Below are 21831 nucleotides of genomic sequence, written 5' to 3'. Positions count from 1 at the left end.
GGATGTGACCGGCGCCACCGTGTGGGCGGGCACCACAGTCGGTGCCGCCGTATGTGCCCGGACGTGGTTCGGCCGGGCCCAGGGAAGAGGCACCCTCCCCGGGCCCGGCCGGCTCAACGACGCAGCGGTGTCAGAGCTTCGCCAGGCGAGCCCTCACCTGCGTCAGCAGGGCGGCGCGGAGCTCCCCGTCGAGCTTGCGACGGATGAGCTTGCGCAGCTGCTTCAGCTCCTTCTTGGCCGCACGGTCGGTGCCGGAGCGCTCCGCCTTCCGCGCGTCCTTGTCGGCCTGGAGCAGCTTGTTGGCGCGCTTCGGGCCGATCTCGCCGTCGGCGGCCATGGACTTCACGACCTTCTTGAGCGACTTGCCGGTCGCCCGGACGGTGAAGACCACCGTGCGCGAGCTGCTGTTGCCGGCGCCGTCCGTGGCCGTGACCGTCAGGACGTGGCGGCCGGTGGACAGGGTCCACATCTGCCACTCGCCCTGCTCGACGCTCTCGCCGTCGAGCACCGCCCGCACGTTGCGCACACCCGAGGTGGCGTCCGCACCGGCCCACGTCACCGTCGCCGACTTGTGGCTCGGGTAGCTGCGCTCACGGATGCCTCCGACGAGCGCCTCGGGCTGCACGGTGTCGACCGCGACGTCCTTCGACTGCGCCGTCTCGACGTTGCCGGCCTTGTCGACCGACCGCACCTCGAGGACCTGGCGGCCCTGCGCGGTGATCGTGAACGGAGCGGTGTACGCCGTCCACGCGCCGTTGCCGATGCGGTACTCGGTGCGCGCCACCCCGGACCCTTCGTCGGTCGCGCTGAGCGTGACCTTCGGGGCCGTGGTGAACCAGCCGGAGCGACCGTCGGGCGAGCCCGGGTCGGTGCGCACGGTCGTCACCGGGGCGGTGGTGTCGGCGGGCGGTCCGTCGACGACGACCGTCATGGACTGCTCCTCCTCCACGTTGCCCGCGACGTCGGTCGAGCGGAAGCGGACCGTGTGCTCGCCGGCGCCGTTGACCACGACCGGGTCGGTGTAGGTCTTCCAGGCACCCTGGTCGAGCTTCACCTCGGTCAGGGCCACACCGGAGGTGGCGTCGGTGGCGTCGAGGGCCACCCGCACGCCGTCGCCGGCCTTCTCCTGGGTCGCGCCCGTCGCCGGGGTGACCGTGTCGACCTTCACCTCCGAGGACTTCACGTCCTCGGCGTTGCCGGCCTCGTCGGTCGAGCGGAACTCGATGGTGTGCTCACCGTCGGGGACCGTCACCTCACCGTCGTACGTCGTCCACGCGCCGCCGTTGATGCGGTACTCGGTCGACGCGACACCGGATCCGTCGTCCTCCGCCTCGAGGCTGAAGCTCGGAGCGGTGACGTACCAGCCCTCCTCGCCGTCGGCCTCGGCCGGCGACCAGGTGATGTCGGTGGTCGGGGCGGCCTCGTCGGCAGCCTCGACGACGACCTCGATGGACTTGGCGGTCTCCTCGTTGCCGGCCACGTCGGTCGAGCGGAACTCGACCGTGTGGGTGCCGGGCTCGGTGATGGTGAACGGAGCCGTGTAGTCGGTCCACTCGCCCTCGTCGATGCGGTACTCGGTGGAGGCGACGCCGGAGCCGTCGGTCTCGTCGGTCGCGGCCAGCGTGACCTGCACGCCGTCCTCGACCACGGCCTGGGCCGCGGTGGTGACCGGGGCGGTCGTGTCGGTCGGCGGCTCCTCCTCGGAGTCGAGGTGGAAGTAGTCGAACTCGACCGTGACGGGCTCGTCCTGCTCGGGACCGATCGCCATGATGCCCAGCGAGTTGAGCGGTCCGTCGTAGGTGATGCCGTCACCCATGGGCGTCCACGACGCACCGGCGGTGGACTTCACCGCGGCGGTGTAGGTCGTGCCGACCTTGGTCACCTGCACCCACCAGTAGCCGCTCTCGGTGGTGTCGGCGATGTTGAGCGCGTCCCCGCCTCCGACGCCGTTGCCGCCCTTCTCCGCGGCGAGCTCGGCCCGCAGGTCGACTGCGGCGCCCGGCGCGTTGTAGGCCACGATGTCGGCCTTGGCGTAGTTGTCGTCGTCGCCGTACATGAGCAGCCCGGCGAGCTGGTAGCGGTGCTTGAGCGGTGCCTTCATCTTGGTCTCGGCCACCCAGTCACCCTCGGGCGCGTCCTGGAGGACGAAGTTGCTCGGCTGGACCGGGTTGTTGCCGTTGATGTCGCCCGGCTCGGTCGCGATCTTCAGGTGACCGTCGGCCACCGACGCCGTGGTGGAGTCGTAGCGGACCGACTCCGCCCAGCGGCAGCCGTCGAGCGCGTCGCCGTCGAACTCGTCGTCGGCCTCGACCGCGTCGGCCGTCCGGTCCGGGGTCACCCGGAACCAGTCGACCTGCGCCACGCGCGGCGTGGTGCCGAGGTCACCGGCGGCCATCAGGCCGATCCGCGCGCCCGACCCGGTCTTGAGGTCGAGCGTCCCGGCGAGCGCGGTCCAGCTCTCACCGTCGGCCGAGTAGGCCCCGCTGAGCTTGCCCGCGGTGTTGGTGAACCGCAGGTGGATCGTGCTCGGGAAGTCCGCCGCCACGACCGGGGCGGCAGGCGTGGTGCGCGAGCCGTTGGTCTCGGACTGGAACTCCACCAGGCGCGTGCCGTTCTGGTGGCGGACGAAGGCGAGCTTGTTGTACTCGTCGTCGGACTGGTGCACGACCAGGCCGGCCCACTGCCAGTGCGAGCTGTGGTCGAGCGTGATCTTCGTGGTGGCGGTCCAGTCGCCGGCGGGCACCGGCTGGCCGGCGAAGCTCACCGGTCCGGGGCTCGCCTCGTTGATGTCACCGGTGGTGACGGGCAGGCGCAGGGTGCCGCCGGCCTGGGTGATCGGCGCGCCCGGTGCGTTGCGCATCGCCCACTTGGGCAGCAGCGCCGGCGAGTCGAACTCGTCCGAGACCGGGCCCGTGACGCAGGTGAGGGGCTCGCCCGGGGTCTCCGGCTCGGGCTCCTCCTCCTGCGGGTCGGTGTCGATCGCGAACTGCGAGAAGTCCGCGGTCCGGACCACGTTCTCGTGGGCCATGATGAACATGCCGACGTCCTGCGTGTCGGCGATGCCCTCGAGCGTCACCGCGCCCCCGACCTGGGTCCAGGTGTCGCCGTTGTTGGACCAGTACGCCGACACCTCGTCGCCGCGGCGGCTGAGCTTCAGCCACTTCGGCGTCGTGCTGGCGCCGCCCGCGACCGAGGCGTTGAGCTGTCCGTTGCCGTCGGGGTCGGTGAGGAACTCCATGCCGTTCGCGCGGCGCCAGGCGAGCATGGCGTAGCCGGGCGAGGTGCCGGGCTGCGTCATGTCGTTGCGGATCAGGAGACCCGCCTTGCCGGAGTTGTTCTGCAGGGTGCTGGCGTCGACCCGCACGATCGCGTCGTAGGAGTCGTCACCACCGGCCGGCTTGAACAGCGTCGTGTACTGGTCGGTGCCCTGCCAGGCGTTGGTGCCGGCGCCGGAGATCCGGAACGCGCCGGCCCCCAGCCGCTCGAACTCGCCGTTGACGTTGCTGAAGGGGATCAGGTCCCCGAACAGCTCGCCGACCTGCACCTGCACGAGGCGCGAGGTGGTGGTGTTGCCCTCGTTGTCGGTGGCCTTCGCCGTGATCTCGTAGAGCCCCTCCTCGTCGGGAGCGGTCCACGTGGCGGCGTACGGCGCGGCGTCGTCCTCGCCGATCTTGGTGTCACCGGCGAAGAACTCCACCTTCGTGATGGAGCCGTCGGCGTCGGTCGCCTCGGCGGCCACGGCCACCTCGGCGCCCGGGTCGAGCTTGTCGCCGTCGACCGGCTCGGTGATCGCGACCACCGGCTTGGCCGTCGGGGAGATGCCCTGCCCGATCGCCTCGAAGAAGTTGAGCTTGATGTCGCTGTCGCCGGTGAAGACGAGGTAGAGCTCCATCGACTCACTGCCGAGCTCGCTCACGTCGACCGCGACGTCGCGGAACTGCTGCCCGGTCGCCGGGACCTCGGCCGTGCCGACCACGTCACCGTCGGGGCTGCCCGATCGCAGCTCGATGGTGCCGCCCTCGGCAGCCGCCTGCACCCGCAGGTGGAACGTGTCGATCTGGTGGAAGCTGACCGGCTCGAAGTTGACCCACGCGCCGTTCTTGCCGACCACGACCTGGCCGCCGCCGGCGGCGTCGCGGCCCGGAGCGAGGGTGGCGGTGTCCGACTTGGCGTCGAACCACTCGGCCTGCCGCAGCTTCGGGAAGATCACCGCGGTGTCGGAGCCGAGGAGCTTGTTCGACCCGTCAGCGCCACCGGTGTCGGTGTAGCGGGCGTCGACGGCGTAGAAGATGTTCTCGTCGGCCGCGTGGCCACCGATGCTCGTGACGTGGCTGCCGGTGAGGCCGCGCGAGGCGTTGAGCGGGTGGGCGTGGTCGTCGTGGCCGAGCGCGGGCTGGACCTCGACCGCCTGCGGGTCGACGTCGTCACCCTCCTCGGGGTCGGTGACCTGCACCTCCCAGCTGATCTCGTCGCCGAAGTCGAAGAACGCGCCGTCGGGCGGGGTCTCGAGCTCGACCACGGGCCGGGTGTTGCCGACGGTGATCGGCGCCGTCGTCGTACCGGTCTTCTCGGCCGGGTCGGTGACGGTCAGGCGGGCGTCGAAGACACCGTTCTCGGTGTAGGTGTGGGTCGCGGTGACGCCGGTGGCGTCGGTCGTGCCGTCACCGTCGAAGTCCCAGGCGTAGGACAGCTCCTCGTCCTCGGGGTCGCTGGAACGGCTGCCGTCGAAGGAGACCTCGAGGTCGGCCTGTCCGGAGTCGGGGGTGGCGTCGATGCGCGCGACCGGCGAGCGCGAGCCGCTGATGTAGTCGATGCGGTAGAGGCCGGAGGTCGGGTTGTCGCGCCCGTAGCCGCCGCCCCAGTCGAGGACGTACATCGATCCGTCGGGACCGAACTTGGAGTCGATCGGTGCGAGGAACGGCACGTCGGGCAGGAACGGGTTGACCTTCTCCACCTGCGTGCCCTCGCTGGCGGCGGGGTCCTTGAGCTGGATGTTGTACATCTTGTTGCGCGCCCAGTCATAGAAGAAGGGCTTGCCGTCGAAGGAGGCCGGGAACTTGGTGTCGGACTCCAGCTCCTCGTCGTAGCGGTAGACCGGGCCGCCCATCGGGGCCAGGCCGCCGCCCTGCGGGATCGCGCCGACCGAGGACCGGCGGTAGCCGTAGTACATGTCCGCGGCGCGGGCCGGGGGCAGCTCGGTCAGGCCGGTGTTGCGCACCGAGTCGTTGACCGGGTTGGCGCAGTCGAAGTAGTCACCGACGACGGGCGGGTTGAGCGGGGTCGTGGTGCCGTAGTCGACGTCACGGAAGGGCTCACCGTTCGGGTTCTGGCCCTGGTGGTTGCCGCCCATGCAGAGCGGCCAGCCGTAGTTGCCGGGGCTCTTGATGAGGTTCCACTCGGCGATGCCGGCGGGGCCGCGGGTGGCCGGGGCGTCGGTGCCGTTGTCGGGCGAGTAGTCGGCCATGCTCAGCCAGCCGGTCTCGCTGTCGATGGAGAAGCGGAACGGGTTGCGGAAGCCCATCGCGTAGATCTCGGGCAGGGTCTTGTCGCGGTCGACGTCCTCGGCCTCCGGGAACAGGTTGCCCTCGGGGATCGTGTAGCTGGAGTCGACGCCGGGCTCGCCCGGCTCGTCGACCGGCGTGATGCGCAGGATCTTGCCGCGCAGGTCGTTGGTGTTGGCCGAGGTCTCGCGGGCGTCGTGGAAGGTGCCGGCGCGCTCGGAGAGCGGGGCGTAGCCGCCGGACGGCTCGGAGTGCGGGTTGACGTCGTCGCCGACACCGATGAAGAGGTTGCCGTCGTCGTCGATGTCGAGGCCGCCACCGGTGTGGCCGGGCTCGTCGGGCAGGCGGCGGGCGGGGATCTCGATGATCACCTTCTCCGACTCGGGGTCGACGGACCCGTTCTCGTAGGTGAAGCGGGAGACGGTGGACCAGAAGTTGTCGGGGTTCGCGTTGTCCGGGGACTCGGCGGAGCGGTAGAGGAAGATGTGGCCGTTGGTCGTGAAGTCAGGGTCGAGCGCCACGCCGAGCAGGCCGTCCTCACCCCCGGAGTAGACCGGGAGCTGCAGGACCGTGGTCACGGCCTGCGACGCGGGGTCGTACATCCGCAGCTGGCCGCGGACGAGCTCGGTGTAGAAGACCTTGCCGTCGTCGGCGACGTCGATCGCGAAGGGCGCCGAGGTGTTCTGGTCGAGCGGGATGCGCTCGTAGTTGCTCCACACGGTGCCGCCGCAGTCGCCCTCCTCGAGGCCGGCGACGTACTTGACGCCGCCGACGAGCTCGGCCATGAAGTCGGGCTCGTCGTAGTGGGAGGGGAAGTGCCCGAGCGCGGTGCCCCAGAAGCGGCCACCCTCGTAGGGCTTGCACCAGGTGATCGGGTGGTCGTAGCCCATGTTGCCGCCGGAGTACGTCGACTCGTCCATGGTCTGGAGCACGTGGGCGGTGCCGCGCACGTTGTTGCTGAAGTTGTACCACTCGTCGTTGCGGGTCCAGCGGGTCACGTCCTCGGTGCCCGTGAAGTGCTCGGTGGAGGGGTGGGTGGTGTCCTCGTTGCGCACCACGCCCGAGGGACCGGGGTCGGTGCCGGTGGGGGCGTGGCCGGGCATCAGGGAGCCCACCATGTTGTCCCACCAGGGGTAGTTGCCGCGCATGTCGAGGGCGTTGTGCACCGCCGCGATGCCGTTGCCCGCTGCCTGCCAACGCTCCAGGGCCGCCTTCTCCGAGGCGTTCCAGGGGTCGCCGTTGGCCTGGAAGACGAGGATCGCGTCGAACGGCGCGAGGCCCTCGTCGGTGAACACGGCCTCGGAACCGCCGGCGGTCTCCTTGTGCACGACGGTCACCTCCATGCCCTCGGCCTCGAGCGCCGCCTCGACCTTCGGCGTCGCCTGGGCGATGGCAGCGTCGTGCCAGTCGCCGGCAGCGTCCTCGGTGAAGATGAGCACGTGCCCGTGCCCCTCGTGGGCCTGCGCGGGCGCGGCAGTGGCGACGCCGAGCAGGACGCTTCCGACGAGTGCGAGGACGGCGGTCAGCGCGGTCCCTGCGGTGGATCGACGGGCGAGCCGTCGTCGCGCGGTGGTGGGTGACATCCCAAGGCCTCCAGGGGCTGGTGAGTACGACGAGTTCGAGCAGTGAGAGCAGGAGGGGACGCGCTTGTGACGTGGGTCACCCAAGGTCCAGGGTCGACCGTCCCACCCTTTTGTTTGTTGGTCAAGCAAAAGATGGCCCCTATGAACATAAAGACGCACAACGATGCGTGAAAGCACCGTCTAGGGGGTCGGAGCCGGCTGGCTATCCTCGGGTCGTGACCGCGAGCGCCGACCGACCCGTCGACTGGCCGAAGGTGCGTCTCCACGTCGTCACCGGCAAGGGCGGGACCGGGAAGTCCACCGTGGCCGCAGCGCTCGCCCTCGCGCTGGCGAGCTCGGGTCGCAACGTGCTGCTGTGCGAGGTCGAGGGCCGCCAGGGCATCGCCCGGATGTTCGACATCGACCCGCTGCCCTACGAGGAGCGGCGCATCGCCAAGGGCGCTCCCGACGAGGACGGCCGCGCTGGCCAGGTCCACGCGCTCCACATCGATCCCGAGTCGGCGCTGCTCGAGTACCTCTCGATTTACTACAAGCTCGGTCGCGCCGGGAAGGCGCTCGACCGCTTCGGCGTCATCGACTTCGCCACCACCATCGCCCCCGGCGTCCGCGACGTGCTCCTCACCGGCAAGGTCTACGAGGCGGTGCAGCGACCCCGCGGCGGTCGGCACCAGCACCAGATCACGTACGACGCCGTGGTGCTCGACGCGCCGCCCACGGGCCGCATCTGCCAGTTCCTCGGGGTCAACTCCGAGCTGGCCGGGCTCGCCAAGGTGGGCCCGATCAAGTCCCAGGCCGACAAGGTGATGGAGCTGCTCCGCTCACCGCGCACGGCGGTGCACCTGGTCACGATCCTCGAGGAGATGCCCGTGCAGGAGACCTCCGACGGCATCGCCGAGCTCCGCGCCGCAGGCCTGCCCGTCGGCGGGGTCGTGGTCAACCTGGTGCGCCCGCAGGCCCTCAGCCCGAGCGCGCTCGCCCAGGTGCGCGACGGCTCCGTCGACCCGACCGCGGTGACCTCCGAGCTGGCCCGCGCCCGCGTGGACGTCGACGCCGAGCTGGTGGGGTCGCTGGTCGCCGAGGCGCGCGACCACGCCGTACGCCGACACCTCGAGGACGAGCAGCGCGAGCTCGTCGCGGCCGAGGGTGTGCCTACCTACGACCTCCCGCGCCTCGCGAGCGGCATCGACCAGGGCGCGCTCGTCGAGCTCGCCCAGCTGCTCCGCCGCCAGGGGATGGCATGAAGACCACCCCACGGCCCAAGACCACCTCACCGCCGGTCCTCGACGTCGACGCCCTGCTCGACGACCCGACCATCGAGATCATCGTGTGCTGCGGCGCGGGCGGCGTCGGCAAGACGACGACGTCGGCGGCCCTCGCGCTCCGTGCGGCCGAGCGGGGTCGCAAGGTCGTCGTGCTGACGATCGACCCGGCCCGCCGGCTGGCGCAGGCGATGGGCATCGAGCAGCTCGACAACACCCCACGGCCGGTGTCGTCCGTCGGCGCGGACGCGGGCGGGTCGCTCGACGCGATGATGCTCGACATGAAGCGCACCTTCGACGAGGTGGTCGAGTCGCAGGCCAGCCCCGAGAAGGCGAAGCAGATCCTCGAGAACCCGTTCTACGTCGCGCTGTCGAGCTCGTTCGCCGGCACGCAGGAATACATGGCGATGGAGAAGCTGGGCCAGCTGCACCGTCAGGCGCTGGCCGACGGCAGCCACGACCTGATCGTGGTCGACACCCCGCCCTCGCGCTCCGCGCTGGACTTCCTCGACGCACCCGAACGGCTCTCGAGCTTCCTCGACGGTCGACTGATCCGTCTCCTCGTGGCTCCTGCGCGTGGCCCCGCGCGGTTGATGACCGCCGGCTTCTCCGTGGTGACCAACGCGCTCGCCAAGATCCTGGGCGGCCAGATGCTCAAGGACGTGCAGACCTTCGTCACGGCCCTCGACACCCTGTTCGGCAGCTTCCGGCAGCGTGCCGAGAAGACATTCGCGCTGCTCCAGGCCGACGGCACGGCGTTCGTCGTGATCGCCGCACCGGAGCCCGACGCGCTGCGCGAGGCGGCGTACTTCGTCGACCGGCTCACCGACGACGACATGCCGTTGGCCGGCCTGGTCGTCAACCGGGCCAGCCCCTCGGCCCGCACGGAGCTGTCGGCCGAGGAGGCCATCACCGCAGCCGACCGGCTGCAGTCGGGCGACTCCTCGTCACTGACCGCCGGGCTGCTGCGGCTCCACGCCGACCGGGTCCGCATCGTCGAGCGCGAGCAGCACCTGCGCGAGCGGTTCGCGGCGGCGCACCCGAAGGTCCCGACCGCGATCGTGCCGGCGATGGCGAGCGACGTCCACGACCTCGACGGCCTGCGCGCGATCGGCGAGAGCCTCGCGCGGCAGGACTGAGGACCAGACCGACGCGACTCAGGCGTTGACCGCGGGCGCCTCGACCTTGGTGCGGGCGGTCTCCAGGATGGTGCGCCACGACGAACCGGGACGACGGCGGAGCAGCGCACGGCGCTCACGCTCGGTCATGCCGCCCCAGACACCCCACTCGATCTGGTTGTCGAGCGCCTCGGCCAGGCACTCGGTCCGCACGGGGCAACCCGCGCACACCTGCTTGGCCTTGTTCTGCTCCGCGCCACGCACGAAGAGCGCGTCCGGAGTGTCGCCCTTGCATGCGGCGCGTGCTGCCCAGTCCTCGACCCACATAAGTCAAACCCCACGGTGATTGTCGAGCCGGTCGGCCGCCCCCATAGCGGCCATCCCCGACTCAGAATGAAAAGTAAACGAATCACCCCCGGTCCAGACAGGGACCGTGTGGCTCAATTCGTATAGCCCAATATGACTATCCGGCTGCGCGGCTGGAATTCCGGATGGTAAGCGTCCGCCCCGTACTCTGGTGCCCATGTCCTCACGCTCGTCCTCCTCCTCCGGACGCCCCCAGGGCGGCCCTGACGCCGGTCGGGTCGCGTCCCACCTCGCGGTGATGGCTGCCGTCGCGGTCGTCATGGGTGTCCTCGTCGCCTGCCTCGCCATTCCCTTCGCGGGCCTGGTGGGCGTCGCGGCCAAGGACGTCAGCAAGGGCATGGTCAACCTCCCCGAGTCGCTCGAGGCCAAGGACCTGTCGCAGAAGACCCGGATCTACGACGTCAACGGCAACCTCATCGCCTCGCTCTACGACCAGAACCGCATCAACGTGCCGCTCGGCTCGATCTCGCGGCCGATGGTGAAGGCGATCGTCGCGATCGAGGACTACCGCTTCTACGACCACGGCGCCCTCGACCTCCGGGGCACGCTCCGCGCCTTCGTCACCAACCAGGCCAACGGCGGCTCGGTGCAGGGCGGCTCGTCGATCACCCAGCAGATGGTGAAGCAGACGCTGCTCTACCAGGCGGAGACCGACGAGGAGCGCAAGGCCGCGACCGAGGAGACCTACGCGCGCAAGATCCGCGAGCTGCGCTACGCGATCGCGTTCGAGAAGAACCACACCAAGGACTGGATCCTCGAGCGCTACCTCAACATCGCCTACTTCGGCGACGGCGCCTTCGGCGTCCAGTCGGCCGCGCGCCACTTCTTCTCCAAGAACGCCAAGGACCTCAACATGCTCGAGGCCGCCACGTTGGCCGGCCTGGTGAAGAACCCGGTCGGCTACGACCCGGTCGACAACCCCGAGCGCGCCGAGAGCCGGCGCAACGTCGTCCTCGACCGCATGGCACAGCTCGGCGTCCTGACCGAGAAGAAGGCCGACCGGCTCAAGAACAAGCCGATCAAGAAGACGCTCAAGATCGAGACGTCGCCCAACGGCTGCCAGCAGTCGCGCGCACCGTTCTTCTGCGACTACGTCGTCAACTGGCTGCTCAAGGACCCCGTCCTCGGCGACACGACCAAGGAGCGCCGCCGCACGCTCAACAACGGCGGCCTGACGATCAACACCACGATCGACCTCGACATGCAGAAGGCCGCCGACGACTCCGTGTCCTCCCACGTCTACCAGACCGACCAGGCCATCGGCGGCCTGGCGATGGTCGAGCCCGGCAGCGGTGACGTCCGCGCGCTCGCGCAGTCGCGCCCGATGGGCAAGGACAAGCAGGGCGGCGAGACCTACCTCAACTACACGGTGCCCAAGAAGTACGGCGACGCCAACGGCTTCCAGGCCGGCTCGACGTTCAAGCTGTTCGTGCTCGCCGCCGCCATCAACCAGGGCATCCCGCTGAGCACCAGCATCCCCTCGCCGCAGACGATGCACTTCGACGACTGGGACTTCGAGACCTGCGACGGCCCCTACGCCGGCGACCAGAAGGGCTGGGACCCGGAGAACTCCACCGGCGCGGGCACGTTCGACCTCTACAGCGGCACCCAGCAGTCGGTCAACACGTTCTTCGCCCAGCTGGAGACCCGGACGGGCATGTGCGAGCCGCTCGAGCTCGCCAAGGAGATGGGCGTCAAGGTGCCCAAGGCGCAGCAGGTGCCGTCGTGGATCCTCGGCGTCTCCGACGCCGACCCGCTGACGATGGCGCAGGCCTACGCCACCTTCGGGGCCCGCGGTCTCCACTGCGACCCGCGACCGGTCACCCAGGTGCTCGACTCCTCCGGCCAGGTGCTCAAGGACTTCGCCACCCAGTGCGAGCAGGTCATGCCCGGCGCCACCGCCGACGCGGTGAACGACATCCTGCGCGGCGTGATGGAGCCCGGTGGGTTCGGCCAGAACATCGCCATCGACAAGCCCTCCGCGGGCAAGACCGGCACCAACAACAGCAACATGGCCGTGTGGTTCGTCGGCTACACCCCCACCATCTCCACCGCGGCGATGGTCGCCGGCGCCAACGAGTTCGGCGAGTGGGTCAGCCTCAACGGCCAGGTCGTCGGTGGCAGCTCGATCTACGAGGCGTTCGGCTCGACCGTCGCCGGCCCGCTCTGGGGCGACGCGATGGCAGCGGTGTCGGCCAAGCTCCCCTACGAGGACTTCCAGACCCCGCCCGGCGACGAGATCGCCGGCGTGCTCAGCACCGTTCCGGACGTGACCGGCCAGAGCGTCGAGGCCGCGACCGCGGCGCTCCAGGGCGCGGGGTTCACCGCCGCCGACGGCGGCCAGGTCAACTCCGAGGCCGAGGCGGGCCTCGTCGTCTCGACCTCACCCGAGGCCGGCGCCCAGCTGAGCAGCGGCGACACGGTCACGCTCTACACCTCGACGGGCTACGTTCCTCCCCCGCCGTCCACCGACAACGGTGGCAACGGCGGTGGCAACGGCAACGGCAACGGCGGCCGGGGTCGCGGCAACGGCGGTGGCCGGGGCTGACCCCCGGCGGGCTGCTCAGCCCAGCTGCCGGCGCACCTCGGCGGCGACCGCGCCGCCTTCGGCGCGACCCTTGACCTGGGGCGTCACGACGCCCATCACCTTGCCCATGGCGCGCATGCCCTCGCCGGCGGCGCCCGTCTGCTCGATCGCCGCGCGCACCAGCTCGGCGATCTCGGCCTCGCTGAGCTGGGCGGGGAGGTAGTCGGCGATGACCTCGCCCTCGGCGGCCTCCTTGGCCGCCATCTCGGTGCGCCCGCCCTCCTCGAACGCGACCGCGGCCTCGCGGCGCTTCTTGGCCTCCGTCGACAGGACGCCGATGATGTCGTCGTCCGAGAGCTCGCGGGCCTCCTTGCCGGCCACCTCCGCGTTGGTGATCGCGGTCAGCACCATCCGGATGGTCGAGGAGCGCAGCTCGTCACGCGCCTTCATGGCGGTGGTCAGGTCGGCGCGGAGACGGTCCTTCAGAGCACTCATGTGGGCCATTGTGGCAGCCTTGGCGAATGCCTCTCCTCCCCGTCGTACGCCGCACGCTCGGGCTCGGGACGCTCGCCGGCGCCGGCCTGGCGACGTACGCAGCATGGGAGGCCCGGCAGTACACCCTGCGTCGCGTCACCGTGCCCGTGCTGCCTGCCGGCCACGCACCGCTGAAGGTGCTCCACCTCAGTGACATCCACATGGCTCCCGACCAGCGGGCCAAGCAGGAGTGGGTACGCGGGCTAGCCGCGCTCGAGCCCGACCTGGTCATCGACACCGGCGACAACCTCGCCCACATGCGCGCCGTGCCGGTCGTCGCCGACGCCCTCGGCCGGCTGCTCGACGTCCCGGGCGCCTACGTCCTCGGGTCCAACGACTACTACGCACCGGGCATGCGCAACCCGCTGCTCTACCTGCTCCCCGACACGGGCAAGCGCAACACCTCGACCCCGCAGCTCCCGTGGCCCGACCTCAAGCGGCGCTTCGACGCCGCCGGATGGGTCGACCTCACCAACGGCTTCGGGTCGCTGACGGTGCGCGACACCACGATCGCCTTCGCGGGCGTCGACGACCCCCACCTCTCCTACGACGACCTCGACCGGGTCGCCGGACCGGCCGACCGGGCGGCCGACCTGCGCCTGGCCGTGGCCCACGCGCCGTACCTCCGCGTGCTCGACCAGTTCGCCGCCGACGGCTACGACGCGATCATCGCGGGCCACACCCACGGCGGCCAGGTGTGCCTGCCGGGCGGCCGGGCGCTCACCACCAACTGCGACCTCGAGCCCGCGCGCGCCCGTGGCCTGCACCGCCACCCCGCCGACTCCGCCCCCGGTGACGACGGCTCGGCATGGCTCCACGTGTCGGCAGGACTCGGGACCAACCCGTACGTCCGCTTCCGTGTGGCCTGCCGCCCCGAGGCGACCCTGCTGACCCTGGTCCCCGCCGACTGAAGGAGAGCCCGATGTCCCTGGTGCGCGTCCACAACTTCTCGATCTCGCTCGACGGCTTCGGCTCCGGCGAGCCGCAGTCCCTGGAGTCGCCGTTCGGGCATGCCGGCCAGAAGCTCCACCAGTGGATGATGGCCACGGAGCACTGGCAGACCGGCGGCAGCGTCGGCGTCGACAACGCGTTCGCGGCCCGCCACGACGTCCGCTTCGGCGCCGAGATCATGGGTGCCAACAAGTTCGGCCCACCCGGGTGGCAGGACGACCCCGACTGGCGCGGGTGGTGGGGCGAGGAGCCGCCCTTCCACACACCGACGTACGTCCTGACGCACCGGCCGCGGCCCCCGCTCGAGATGGCCGGCGGCACCACCTTCCACTTCCTCGACGCCTCCCCCGCCGAGGCGCTCGCGGTCGCCCGGCAGGCCGCCGGCGACCTCGACGTACGACTCGGCGGCGGCGCGACGGTGGTCCGTGAGTTCGTCGCCGCGGGCCTGGTCGACCACCTGCACCTCGTCGTGGTGCCCGTCGTGCTCGGCCGGGGCACCCGCCTGTGGGACGGCCTCGAGGCGTTGGAGGACACCTTCGACATCGAGACGGTGTCCTCGCCCAGCGGCGTCACCCACCTGACGCTCACCCGCCGCGCCCCCTCCTGAGCCGAGCTCCGTCCACCGGTCCGGGGCGATTTCCAGAGCCCCTGACCGCTCCGGTATGCTCGCCGACGTTGCCCTGACCAGTTCTCTCGGTCAGGGCGGCGGGCTGTGGCGCAGCTTGGTAGCGCGCCTCGTTCGGGACGAGGAGGCCGCAGGTTCAAATCCTGTCAGCCCGACAGTGTCGGAGGGCCGGATCCACGCGAGTGGGTCCGGCCCTTCGTCGTTCCCGCTGGTGCCGGGATGTGGCACTGTGCCCCCATGGCAGACGGTGCTCCCGACGACGGCCCCTCGCTCGAGATGCCCTCGCTGTCGCTGCGGCGCCGGGCGAGGGGAGCCGGCCCAACGGCGAGCTCCCGACCGACCGCAGCACCGACCCGGGAGGTCCCGCCGACGCCCGACCCAGCGCCCGGACGCGAGCTCCCGCGTGTGCCGGTGACCGGCCTGCCCGCAGCGGCGCTGACCGGTGCCGCCGTCGGCGGACTGGCGGTGGCGCTTGCCTGGCTGGCCGGCGTCGGGTGCGAGGCCGTACGCGGCACGTCGGCGTGCGGCGGCGGGCCGGGACTGCTGCTCCTGGTGGTCGTGCTGGCGCTGCTGGCGTGGGCCGGGAGCCTGCTGCTGCGCCTGCTCGGCGTGCCACGTGCGGGATCGACCAGTGTCCTCGCCGTCGGCATCCTGGCGGTGCTGGTGCTGGTCTTCCTGCTCGGCTCGCTCGACACGTGGCGGGCGCTCGTCGCCGTACCCCTGGCGTCGACCGTCGCCTTCGGCGCCGCGTGGTGGGTCACCACCGCCGCCGGGGATTGACCAGGACCGAGTCACTCCCTGCACTTGTCAGGCGGTGCACGGGGCCACATGTTCAGGGATCCCCGGCCGACCGGGGATTCCTGATGTTGTCAGGCCGTGCACGGGCCGACAGGTTCAGCGAGCGGCGGCGATCAGCTCCGCGATCTGCACGGTGTTGAGGGCAGCGCCCTTGCGGAGGTTGTCGTTGCTGATGAAGAGCGCGAGACCGCGGTCGTCCGGGACGCCCGGGTCCTGCCGGAGCCGTCCGACGTACGACGGGTCGCGACCCGCCGCCTTGAGCGGGGTCGGCACCTCGTCGAGCTCGACGCCGGCCGCCGAGCCGAGGAGCTCGCGGGCGCGGGCGGGGGTCATCGGCCGCTCGAACTCCGCGTTGATCGCCAGCGAGTGGCCGGTGAAGACCGGGACGCGCACGCAGAGGCCGGAGACGAGCAGGTCGGGCAGGCCGAGGATCTTGCGCGACTCGTTGCGGAGCTTCTGCTCCTCGTCGGTCTCGTTGAGGCCGTCGTCGACGATCGAGCCCGCCATCGGCAGGACGTTGTAGGCGATCGGCTCGACGTAGGCCACCGGGTCGGGGAGGGCGATCGCCGAGCCGTCGTAGGCCAGCTCGCGCGCCTTGTCGCCCGCCGCGGCCACCGCGTTGGCGAGCTCGTCGACGCCGGCGACGCCGGAGCCGGAGACGGCCTGGTACGACGACACGATGAGGCGGGTCAGCCCGGCCTCCTCGTGCAGCGGCTTGAGGACCGGCATCGCGGCCATCGTCGTGCAGTTGGGGTTGGCGATGACGCCGCGCCCGGCCTCGATGACACCGCCCATCGCGTCGGGGTTGACCTCCGAGACCACGAGCGGGATGTCGGGGTCCTTGCGGAAGGCGGAGGAGTTGTCGACGACGATCACGCCGGCCTCGACGAACCTCGGCACGAGGGCGCGCGAGGTCGTGGCGCCTGCGGAGAAGAGCGCGATGTCGAGACCCGCCGGGTCGGCGGTCGCGGCGTCCTCGACGGTGATCTCGCGGTCGCCGAACGGCAGCACGGTGCCGGCCGAGCGGGACGAGGCGAAGAAGCGCACCTGGTCCGCGGGGAAGTTCCGCTCGAGCAGGATCTGGCGCATCGCGACGCCGACCTGCCCCGTCGCTCCGACGATGCCGATGTTGACCGGCTTGACCTCGCTGCTCATCGTCCGGTGCCTCCGTAGACCACGGCCTCGACCTCGTCGGCGTCGAGGTCGAACGCGGTGTGCGTGGCGCGCACCGCGTCGTCGACGGCGTTCTCGTCCACGACGACCGAGATGCGGATCTCGGAGGTGGAGATCATCCCGATGTTGACCCCCGCCGACGCGAGCGCGGCGAAGAACTTCGAGGTGATGCCGGGGTGCGACCGCATGCCGGCGCCGATCAGCGAGACCTTGCCGATCTTGTCGTCGTAGAGCAGCTTGTCGTAGCCGACCTCGGCCTGGATGCGGGCGAGCGCGGTCATCGCGACCTGCCCGTCGGTGCGCGGCAGCGTGAAGGAGATGTCGGTGAGGCTCGTGGCCGCTGCGGAGACGTTCTGCACGATCATGTCGAGGTTGATCTGCGCGTCGGCCAGGGCCTCGAAGATGCGGGCGGCCTCGCCCACCTTGTCGGGCACGCCGACGACGGTGATCTTGGCCTCGCTGCGGTCGTGGGCCACGCCGGCGATGATGGGCTGTTCCATGGTGTCTTCCTCGGTGGGTCCGCTGAGGCTGGGGTGGGCTCGGGGGTCGTTGACGACCCAGGTGCCCTCGAGCTGGCTGAACGACGACCGGACGTGGATCGGGATGCCGTAGCGGCGGCCGTACTCCACGCACCGCAGGTGCAGGATCTTGGCGCCGCACGCGGCGAGCTCGAGCATCTCCTCGTAGGAGACCTTGTCGAGCTTGCGGGCGCTCGGCACGATGCGCGGGTCGGCGGTGAACACGCCGTCGACGTCGGTGTAGATCTCGCACACGTCGGCCTCGAGCGCCGCCGCCAGCGCCACCGCCGTGGTGTCGGTGCCGCCGCGGCCGAGCGTGGTGATCTCCTTGGTGTCGGCCGAGACCCCCTGGAAGCCGGCCACGATGACGATGTGGCCCTCGCCGATCGCCTGGGTGATGCGACCCGGCGTGATGTCGATGATCTTGGCCTTGCCGTGCACCGAGTCGGTGATCACCCCGGCCTGCGAGCCGGTGAACGACCGCGCGGTGTAGCCCAGGTCGCTGATGGCCATCGCGACCAGCGCCATCGAGATCCGCTCACCGGCCGTGAGCAGCATGTCCATCTCGCGCGCCGGCGGCAGCGGTGAGACGCCGTTGGCCAGGTCGTAGAGGTCGTCGGTGGTGTCGCCCATGGCGGACACGGCGACGACCACGTCGTGGCCGGACTTCTTGACCTCCACGATGCGCCGGGCGACGCGCTTGATGGCGTCGGCGTCGGCGAGGGAGGAGCCGCCGTACTTCTGCACGACAATGCCCACGGTTGGTCCTCGGGATCGGTGTGCGGCCGTCAGCGGCCGCGGTGCTCTGGCGAGCCCGCCGGCGCCGTTGCCGCCAGGCCACCGCCGATTCTACGGCTGGGCGGTCGGGGGGCTCCCGAGCATCTCATCCGCGACCGCCACGACGTCGGCGTCGGCCTCGAAGTCGGTGTCGAACCGGTCGTGGGCCACGACGGTGAGCAGCGCGTTGAGCGCGGCGCCGGCGAGGTTGCCCCAGTTGTTGACGTAGGAGAACTGCCACCACCACAGCGCCTCGTCGACATCACCCGCGCGGAAGTGGCGCAGGCCGTTCTCCAGGTCGATGGCGATCGACGCCAGGTCGTCGGAGAGCCGGCTCTCCACCACCTCGGGGACGTAGGGGTCGAAGACGAAGGTGTAGGCGTCGACACCCTCGAGCATCTCCGCCAGCCGCAGCCGGAGGTCGTCGATGTCGGCCTCGGGCCCCACGTCGGGCTGGTACTCCTCGCTCGGGGTGAAGTCGTGCTGGGCGCCCATCCGGGCACCGGCCAGCAAGACCTGGCTGATCTCGAGGAGCAGCAGCGAGACCGCCTGCGCACCGTTGCCCTCACGCGCGATGGCGCGCAGGGCGAGCAGGAAGCTCTCCACGGAGTCGGCGATCTGCTCGCCGAACACCCTCTCGTCGATCTCGCTCACGGCACTGGACCCCTTCTGACAGCTGTGCATCCGTCGATCACTCTGCTGATCTCCTTCCCGCGAAGGCTCGGCCGAGCGTCACCTCGTCGGCGTACTCGAGGTCGCCGCCCACAGGCAGTCCACTCGCCAAGCGGGTCACGCGCAACCCCATGGGCAGGAGCAGGCGCGTGAGATAGGTCGCGGTGGCCTCGCCCTCGAGGTTGGGGTCGGTGGCGAGGATGACCTCGGTGACCGTGCCGTCGGCCAGGCGCGGCATCAGCTCCTTGACGTGCAGCTGGTCGGGGCCGATGCCGTCGATCGGCGAGATCGCCCCGCCGAGCACGTGGTAGCGGCCGCGGAACTCGCGGGTGCGCTCGATCGCGACGACGTCCTTGTACTCCTCCACCACGCACAGCACGCTCGGGTCACGCCGCTCGTCGCGACAGATCCGGCACTGCTCGTCCTCGCTGACGTTGAAGCAGATCGAGCAGAACTTCACCCGGGCCTTGACCTCGATCAGCACGTCGGCGAGACGACGTACGTCGGTGGGCTCGGCCTGGAGCAGGTGGAAGGCGATGCGCTGCGCGCTCTTGGGACCGACGCCGGGCAGCCGGCCCAGCTCGTCGATCAGGTCCTGGACGACACCTTCGTACAACGAGGTCCCCTCAGCCGAGCCCGGGGAGGCCGGGCATGCCGCCGCCTCCGCCGAGGCCCTCGGTCAGGGGCCCGAGCTGGTCGCCGGCCAGCGCCTCGGACTTCGCGCGCGCGTCGCGGTAGGCCGCGACGATGAGGTCGGACAGGTCGGACAGGTCGTCGGGGTCGGTGCCGTCGAACTCGCCCGAGCGGATGGCCACGCCGACCAGCTCGCCGACGCCGTTGGCGGTCACCGTCACGGCACCGCCCGCGACGGTGCCCTCGACGGTCTGCTGGGCGAGGTTGGCCTGCGCCTCCTCGAGCTGCTGCTGCATCTGCTGCGCCTGCTGCAGGAGGGCGTTCATGTCGAAGCCGCCGCCACCGAGGGCGTCGAAGGGGTTCTGGGTCATCGGGTCTCCCGCTGCTGGTCTGGGGTCGGGTGGGGCCTGGTCATCGGGTCGGGTCAGTCGTTCTTGATCTCTTCGATCAGCTTGGCGCCGAGCGTCTGGCTGAGCAGCGACTCGGTGTCGATGGCCGCGGAGTCGGCGTCGGGATCGTCGGGGTCCACGTCGTCGTCGGCGGAGCGGACGGGACCGGTCGGCTCGGTCGGCCCCCCGGACCGGGCGGCCTCGAGCGCCTCACGGGCGGGTGCGGCCGAGACCGGCGGCGGAGCGGCGGGAGCGGCAGGCGCGGCGGGAGCGGCAGGCGCGGCGGCGCCGGTCACCCAGTCGGGCGGCGCGCCAGGAGCCTCCTGCCCCGGCGTGCCGGGAGGGCCGGCCGGCGCCGCGGCAGGGACGGCGGGCGCCGTGGGGTCGGTGGCCGCCTGGCGCACGACCGGCGCCTGCGCGGCCGCGCCCGACGGGTCGACGATCGACTCGACGCGCCAGTCCATGCCGACCACGTCGATCGCGGCCTGCCTCAGGATCTCGTCGCATCCGCCGTTGACGAAGGAGTCCCGCGCGCCCGAGTTGGCGAAGCCGACCGTCAGCCGCACGCCGTCGACGTCGACCACGTGGGCGTGCTGGGACAGCACCATCCAGGCGAGGCGACGACGGTTCTTGGTCTGCTCGAGGATGTCGGGCCACAGCCGGCGTACGTCGACGAGGCTCAGGCCGCCGCGCGGACCGGCCGGCTGCTCGGCGACCGGGGCGTCGGGTCCGGCAGCGGCGGCCGGGGCCTGGGTCGGCTCGGCGACGACCGGGGGCGCCTGCGGCGTGGAGGGCTCCTGCGCCGGCGGACCCGGCATCGGCGGGGGCGGCGGCGGACCGTCGTCGCGAGCGGACGGGGCCGCCGTGGGCATCGGCGGCGGCGGAGCCGGCTCGTCGCTGCGCGACGGGGCTGCGGGCTGGGGTGCCGCCTGGGAGGTGGGCTGGGGCGCGGCCGCGGGCGCCGCCTGGGGCGCGGGCTGGGGTGCGGTCCGGGGCGGGGCGGCCGGGGCCTCGTCGCGCGCGGCGGGCGCGGGGGCTCCGGTGACGTCCATGCGGCGCTCGAGCCGCTCGAGGCGTGCCATCACGCCGTCGGACGTGTGGTCGGCGCCCGGCAGCAGGACCCGTGCGCAGAGCAGCTCGAGCAGCAGGCGTGGGGCGGTGGCTCCCCGCATCTCGGTGAGGCCGGCGGCCACGATGTCGGCGGCGCGGCTGAGCTCGATCGCGCCGAAGCGCGCGGCCTGGGCCACGAGGCGCTCACCGGCGTCCTCCGAGACGTCGATCAGCCCGGTCGCCGGAGCGTCGGGCACGGCGGTGACGATGACCAGGTCGCGCAGCCGGCGCAGCAGGTCCTCGGTGAAGCGGCGCGGGTCCTGCCCGGTCTCCACGACCTTGTCGACCACCGAGAACACCGTCGCGCCGTCGCGGGTGGCGAACGCCTCGACCACCTCGTCGAGGAGCGAGTCGGGGGTGAAGCCGAGCAGGTCGGTCGCGAGCTTGTGGGTGACCCCGGCCGCACCGGCACCGCCGAGCAGCTGGTCGAGCACGGACAGCGTGTCGCGCGCCGACCCGGCCCCGGCACGTACGACGAGGGGCAGCGCGGCCGGCTCGATCGCCACGCCCTCCTCTCCGGCGAGCTGGGACAGGTAGTCGCTCAGCAGGCGCGGCGGGATCAGCCGGAAGGGGTAGTGGTGGGTGCGCGAGCGGATCGTCGGCAGCACCTTGTCGGGCTCGGTCGTGGCGAAGATGAACCGCAGGTGCGGCGGCGGCTCCTCGACGAGCTTGAGCAGGGCGTTGAAGCCCTGCGTGGTGACCATGTGGGCCTCGTCGATGATGTAGACCTTGTAGCGGTCGCGCACCGGGGCGAAGAACGCCTTCTCCCGCAGGTCACGGGCGTCGTCCACGCCACCGTGGGAGGCCGCGTCGATCTCGATGACGTCGATCGAGCCCGGGCCGCCGCGGGCGAGGTCGCGGCAGCTGTCGCACTCGCCGCAGGGGTCGGAGATCGGCGCCTGCGCACAGTTGAGCGCGCGGGCCAGGATGCGGGCGGAGGTGGTCTTGCCGCACCCGCGCGGACCCGAGAAGAGATAGGCGTGGTTGACCCGGTTGGCTGCCAGCGCGGCCCGGAGCGGCTCGGTCACGTGGTCCTGCCCGATGACCTCCTGGAAGGTCTCGGGCCGGTAGCGGCGATAGAGCGCGAGCGGTGACTCCACGTCGTGAACCCTAACCGTGCCCACCCACAGCGACCACGGGCCGGGCACACCGGCTGCGGGCCACCACGTACCCGGACATGAAGAGGCCCCCCACGCACCCGTCAGAGCTCACTTACCCTTGCTGCCTTCCGGCCCTGGGGGAATTGGGCGAGGTGACGCCGCGTGGGGGGTTGCCGGGGAGTCTAGGCGAGCCGATA

General features: G+C 71.2%; 15 protein-coding genes, 1 tRNA gene and 1 other RNA gene. 7 read left to right on the top strand and 10 right to left on the bottom strand.

The annotated features are described in order from the left end of the window. Positions 1 to 130: 130 nt before the first annotated feature. Positions 131 to 7084, bottom strand: a complete 6954-nt coding sequence (locus ACNKF0_RS01305; protein WP_416955147.1) for an OmpL47-type beta-barrel domain-containing protein — start codon at positions 7082 to 7084, stop codon at positions 131 to 133. Positions 7085 to 7299: 215 nt separating this feature from the next. Here ACNKF0_RS01305 and ACNKF0_RS01300 point away from each other — a divergent pair, with 215 nt between their 5' ends. Together ACNKF0_RS01300 and ACNKF0_RS01295 are read left to right on the top strand one after the other, a co-directional pair. Continuing rightward, positions 7300 to 8325: an ArsA-related P-loop ATPase gene (locus ACNKF0_RS01300; protein ID WP_416955146.1), complete on the top strand. Its 1026-nt coding sequence runs from the start codon at positions 7300 to 7302 to the stop codon at positions 8323 to 8325. Then, positions 8322 to 9482 carry an ArsA family ATPase gene (locus ACNKF0_RS01295; RefSeq protein ID WP_416955145.1) on the top strand — a complete coding sequence of 387 codons (1161 nt, stop codon included), beginning with the start codon at positions 8322 to 8324 and terminating at the stop codon, positions 9480 to 9482. The genes ACNKF0_RS01300 and ACNKF0_RS01295 overlap by 4 nt, the downstream gene beginning before the upstream one ends. Before the next feature lie 18 nt (positions 9483 to 9500). Here the strand turns inward: ACNKF0_RS01295 and ACNKF0_RS01290 are convergent, their stop codons facing one another. After that, entirely contained in the window at positions 9501 to 9788 is a 288-nt protein-coding gene (locus tag ACNKF0_RS01290; protein WP_416955144.1) for a WhiB family transcriptional regulator, read from the bottom strand. A gap of 196 nt (positions 9789 to 9984) precedes the next feature. On the opposite strand from ACNKF0_RS01290, the gene ACNKF0_RS01285 reads away from it, so the two are divergent. Further along, positions 9985 to 12375 (top strand): penicillin-binding protein, encoded by a 2391-nt coding sequence (locus ACNKF0_RS01285; protein WP_416955143.1) that lies wholly within the window; start codon positions 9985 to 9987, stop codon positions 12373 to 12375. Between the two features lie 15 nt (positions 12376 to 12390). On the opposite strand, the gene ACNKF0_RS01280 is transcribed toward ACNKF0_RS01285, so the two are convergent. Beyond that, entirely contained in the window at positions 12391 to 12849 is a 459-nt protein-coding gene (locus tag ACNKF0_RS01280) for a GatB/YqeY domain-containing protein (RefSeq protein ID WP_416955142.1), read from the bottom strand. 26 nt (positions 12850 to 12875) lie between these two features. On the opposite strand from ACNKF0_RS01280, the gene ACNKF0_RS01275 reads away from it, so the two are divergent. The 4 genes from ACNKF0_RS01275 (at position 12876) to ACNKF0_RS01260 (ending at position 15244) form a co-directional block, all read left to right on the top strand. Further along, positions 12876 to 13799 (top strand): metallophosphoesterase, encoded by a 924-nt coding sequence (locus ACNKF0_RS01275; RefSeq protein ID WP_416955141.1) that lies wholly within the window; start codon positions 12876 to 12878, stop codon positions 13797 to 13799. Positions 13800 to 13810: 11 nt separating this feature from the next. After that, entirely contained in the window at positions 13811 to 14446 is a 636-nt protein-coding gene (locus ACNKF0_RS01270; protein WP_416955140.1) for a dihydrofolate reductase family protein, read from the top strand. A 99-nt stretch (positions 14447 to 14545) separates the two neighbouring features. Then, positions 14546 to 14619: transfer RNA gene (locus tag ACNKF0_RS01265), tRNA-Pro, on the top strand. A gap of 82 nt (positions 14620 to 14701) precedes the next feature. Then, entirely contained in the window at positions 14702 to 15244 is a 543-nt protein-coding gene (locus ACNKF0_RS01260) for a hypothetical protein (RefSeq protein WP_416955139.1), read from the top strand. A 114-nt stretch (positions 15245 to 15358) separates the two neighbouring features. Here ACNKF0_RS01260 and ACNKF0_RS01255 read toward each other — a convergent pair whose 3' ends face one another. From ACNKF0_RS01255 to ffs, 7 genes are all read right to left on the bottom strand, one after another. Then, positions 15359 to 16417: an aspartate-semialdehyde dehydrogenase gene (locus tag ACNKF0_RS01255; protein WP_416955138.1), complete on the bottom strand. Its 1059-nt coding sequence runs from the start codon at positions 16415 to 16417 to the stop codon at positions 15359 to 15361. Next, positions 16414 to 17712 carry an aspartate kinase gene (locus tag ACNKF0_RS01250; RefSeq protein WP_299931259.1) on the bottom strand — a complete coding sequence of 433 codons (1299 nt, stop codon included), beginning with the start codon at positions 17710 to 17712 and terminating at the stop codon, positions 16414 to 16416. Before ACNKF0_RS01250 ends, ACNKF0_RS01255 begins: the two co-directional genes overlap by 4 nt. A gap of 90 nt (positions 17713 to 17802) precedes the next feature. Further along, positions 17803 to 18384 (bottom strand): DUF5063 domain-containing protein, encoded by a 582-nt coding sequence (locus ACNKF0_RS01245; protein WP_299931260.1) that lies wholly within the window; start codon positions 18382 to 18384, stop codon positions 17803 to 17805. Positions 18385 to 18421: 37 nt separating this feature from the next. Further along, positions 18422 to 19018: a recombination mediator RecR gene (gene recR / locus ACNKF0_RS01240; RefSeq protein ID WP_299931261.1), complete on the bottom strand. Its 597-nt coding sequence runs from the start codon at positions 19016 to 19018 to the stop codon at positions 18422 to 18424. A 10-nt stretch (positions 19019 to 19028) separates the two neighbouring features. Then, entirely contained in the window at positions 19029 to 19406 is a 378-nt protein-coding gene (locus ACNKF0_RS01235; protein WP_299931262.1) for a YbaB/EbfC family nucleoid-associated protein, read from the bottom strand. A gap of 53 nt (positions 19407 to 19459) precedes the next feature. Continuing rightward, positions 19460 to 21634: a DNA polymerase III subunit gamma and tau gene (locus ACNKF0_RS01230; protein ID WP_416955137.1), complete on the bottom strand. Its 2175-nt coding sequence runs from the start codon at positions 21632 to 21634 to the stop codon at positions 19460 to 19462. Positions 21635 to 21715: 81 nt separating this feature from the next. Next, positions 21716 to 21806: signal recognition particle sRNA small type (ffs, locus tag ACNKF0_RS01225), an RNA gene on the bottom strand. Positions 21807 to 21831: the final 25 nt, after the last annotated feature.

Source organism: Nocardioides sp. T5, assembly GCF_048161455.1.
Classification (GTDB): domain Bacteria; phylum Actinomycetota; class Actinomycetes; order Propionibacteriales; family Nocardioidaceae; genus Nocardioides.
Note: the sequence above shows the minus strand (reverse complement) of the source record. Positions and strands in the feature narration are given on the sequence as shown.

Bases quoted from the DNA above. Each gene is read 5' to 3' on its own strand.
- ACNKF0_RS01280 (WP_416955142.1), bottom strand. From the start codon at position 12,849: ATGAGTGCTCTGAAGGACCGTCTCCGCGCCGACCTGACCACCGCCATG.
- ACNKF0_RS01305 (WP_416955147.1), bottom strand. From the start codon at position 7,084: ATGTCACCCACCACCGCGCGACGACGGCTCGCCCGTCGATCCACCGCA.
- ACNKF0_RS01275 (WP_416955141.1), top strand. From the start codon at position 12,876: ATGCCTCTCCTCCCCGTCGTACGCCGCACGCTCGGGCTCGGGACGCTC.
- ACNKF0_RS01260 (WP_416955139.1), top strand. From the start codon at position 14,702: ATGGCAGACGGTGCTCCCGACGACGGCCCCTCGCTCGAGATGCCCTCG.
- ACNKF0_RS01295 (WP_416955145.1), top strand. From the start codon at position 8,322: ATGAAGACCACCCCACGGCCCAAGACCACCTCACCGCCGGTCCTCGAC.
- ACNKF0_RS01285 (WP_416955143.1), top strand. From the start codon at position 9,985: ATGTCCTCACGCTCGTCCTCCTCCTCCGGACGCCCCCAGGGCGGCCCT.
- ACNKF0_RS01270 (WP_416955140.1), top strand. From the start codon at position 13,811: ATGTCCCTGGTGCGCGTCCACAACTTCTCGATCTCGCTCGACGGCTTC.
- ACNKF0_RS01290 (WP_416955144.1), bottom strand. From the start codon at position 9,788: ATGTGGGTCGAGGACTGGGCAGCACGCGCCGCATGCAAGGGCGACACT.
- ACNKF0_RS01255 (WP_416955138.1), bottom strand. From the start codon at position 16,417: ATGAGCAGCGAGGTCAAGCCGGTCAACATCGGCATCGTCGGAGCGACG.
- ACNKF0_RS01235 (WP_299931262.1), bottom strand. From the start codon at position 19,406: ATGACCCAGAACCCCTTCGACGCCCTCGGTGGCGGCGGCTTCGACATG.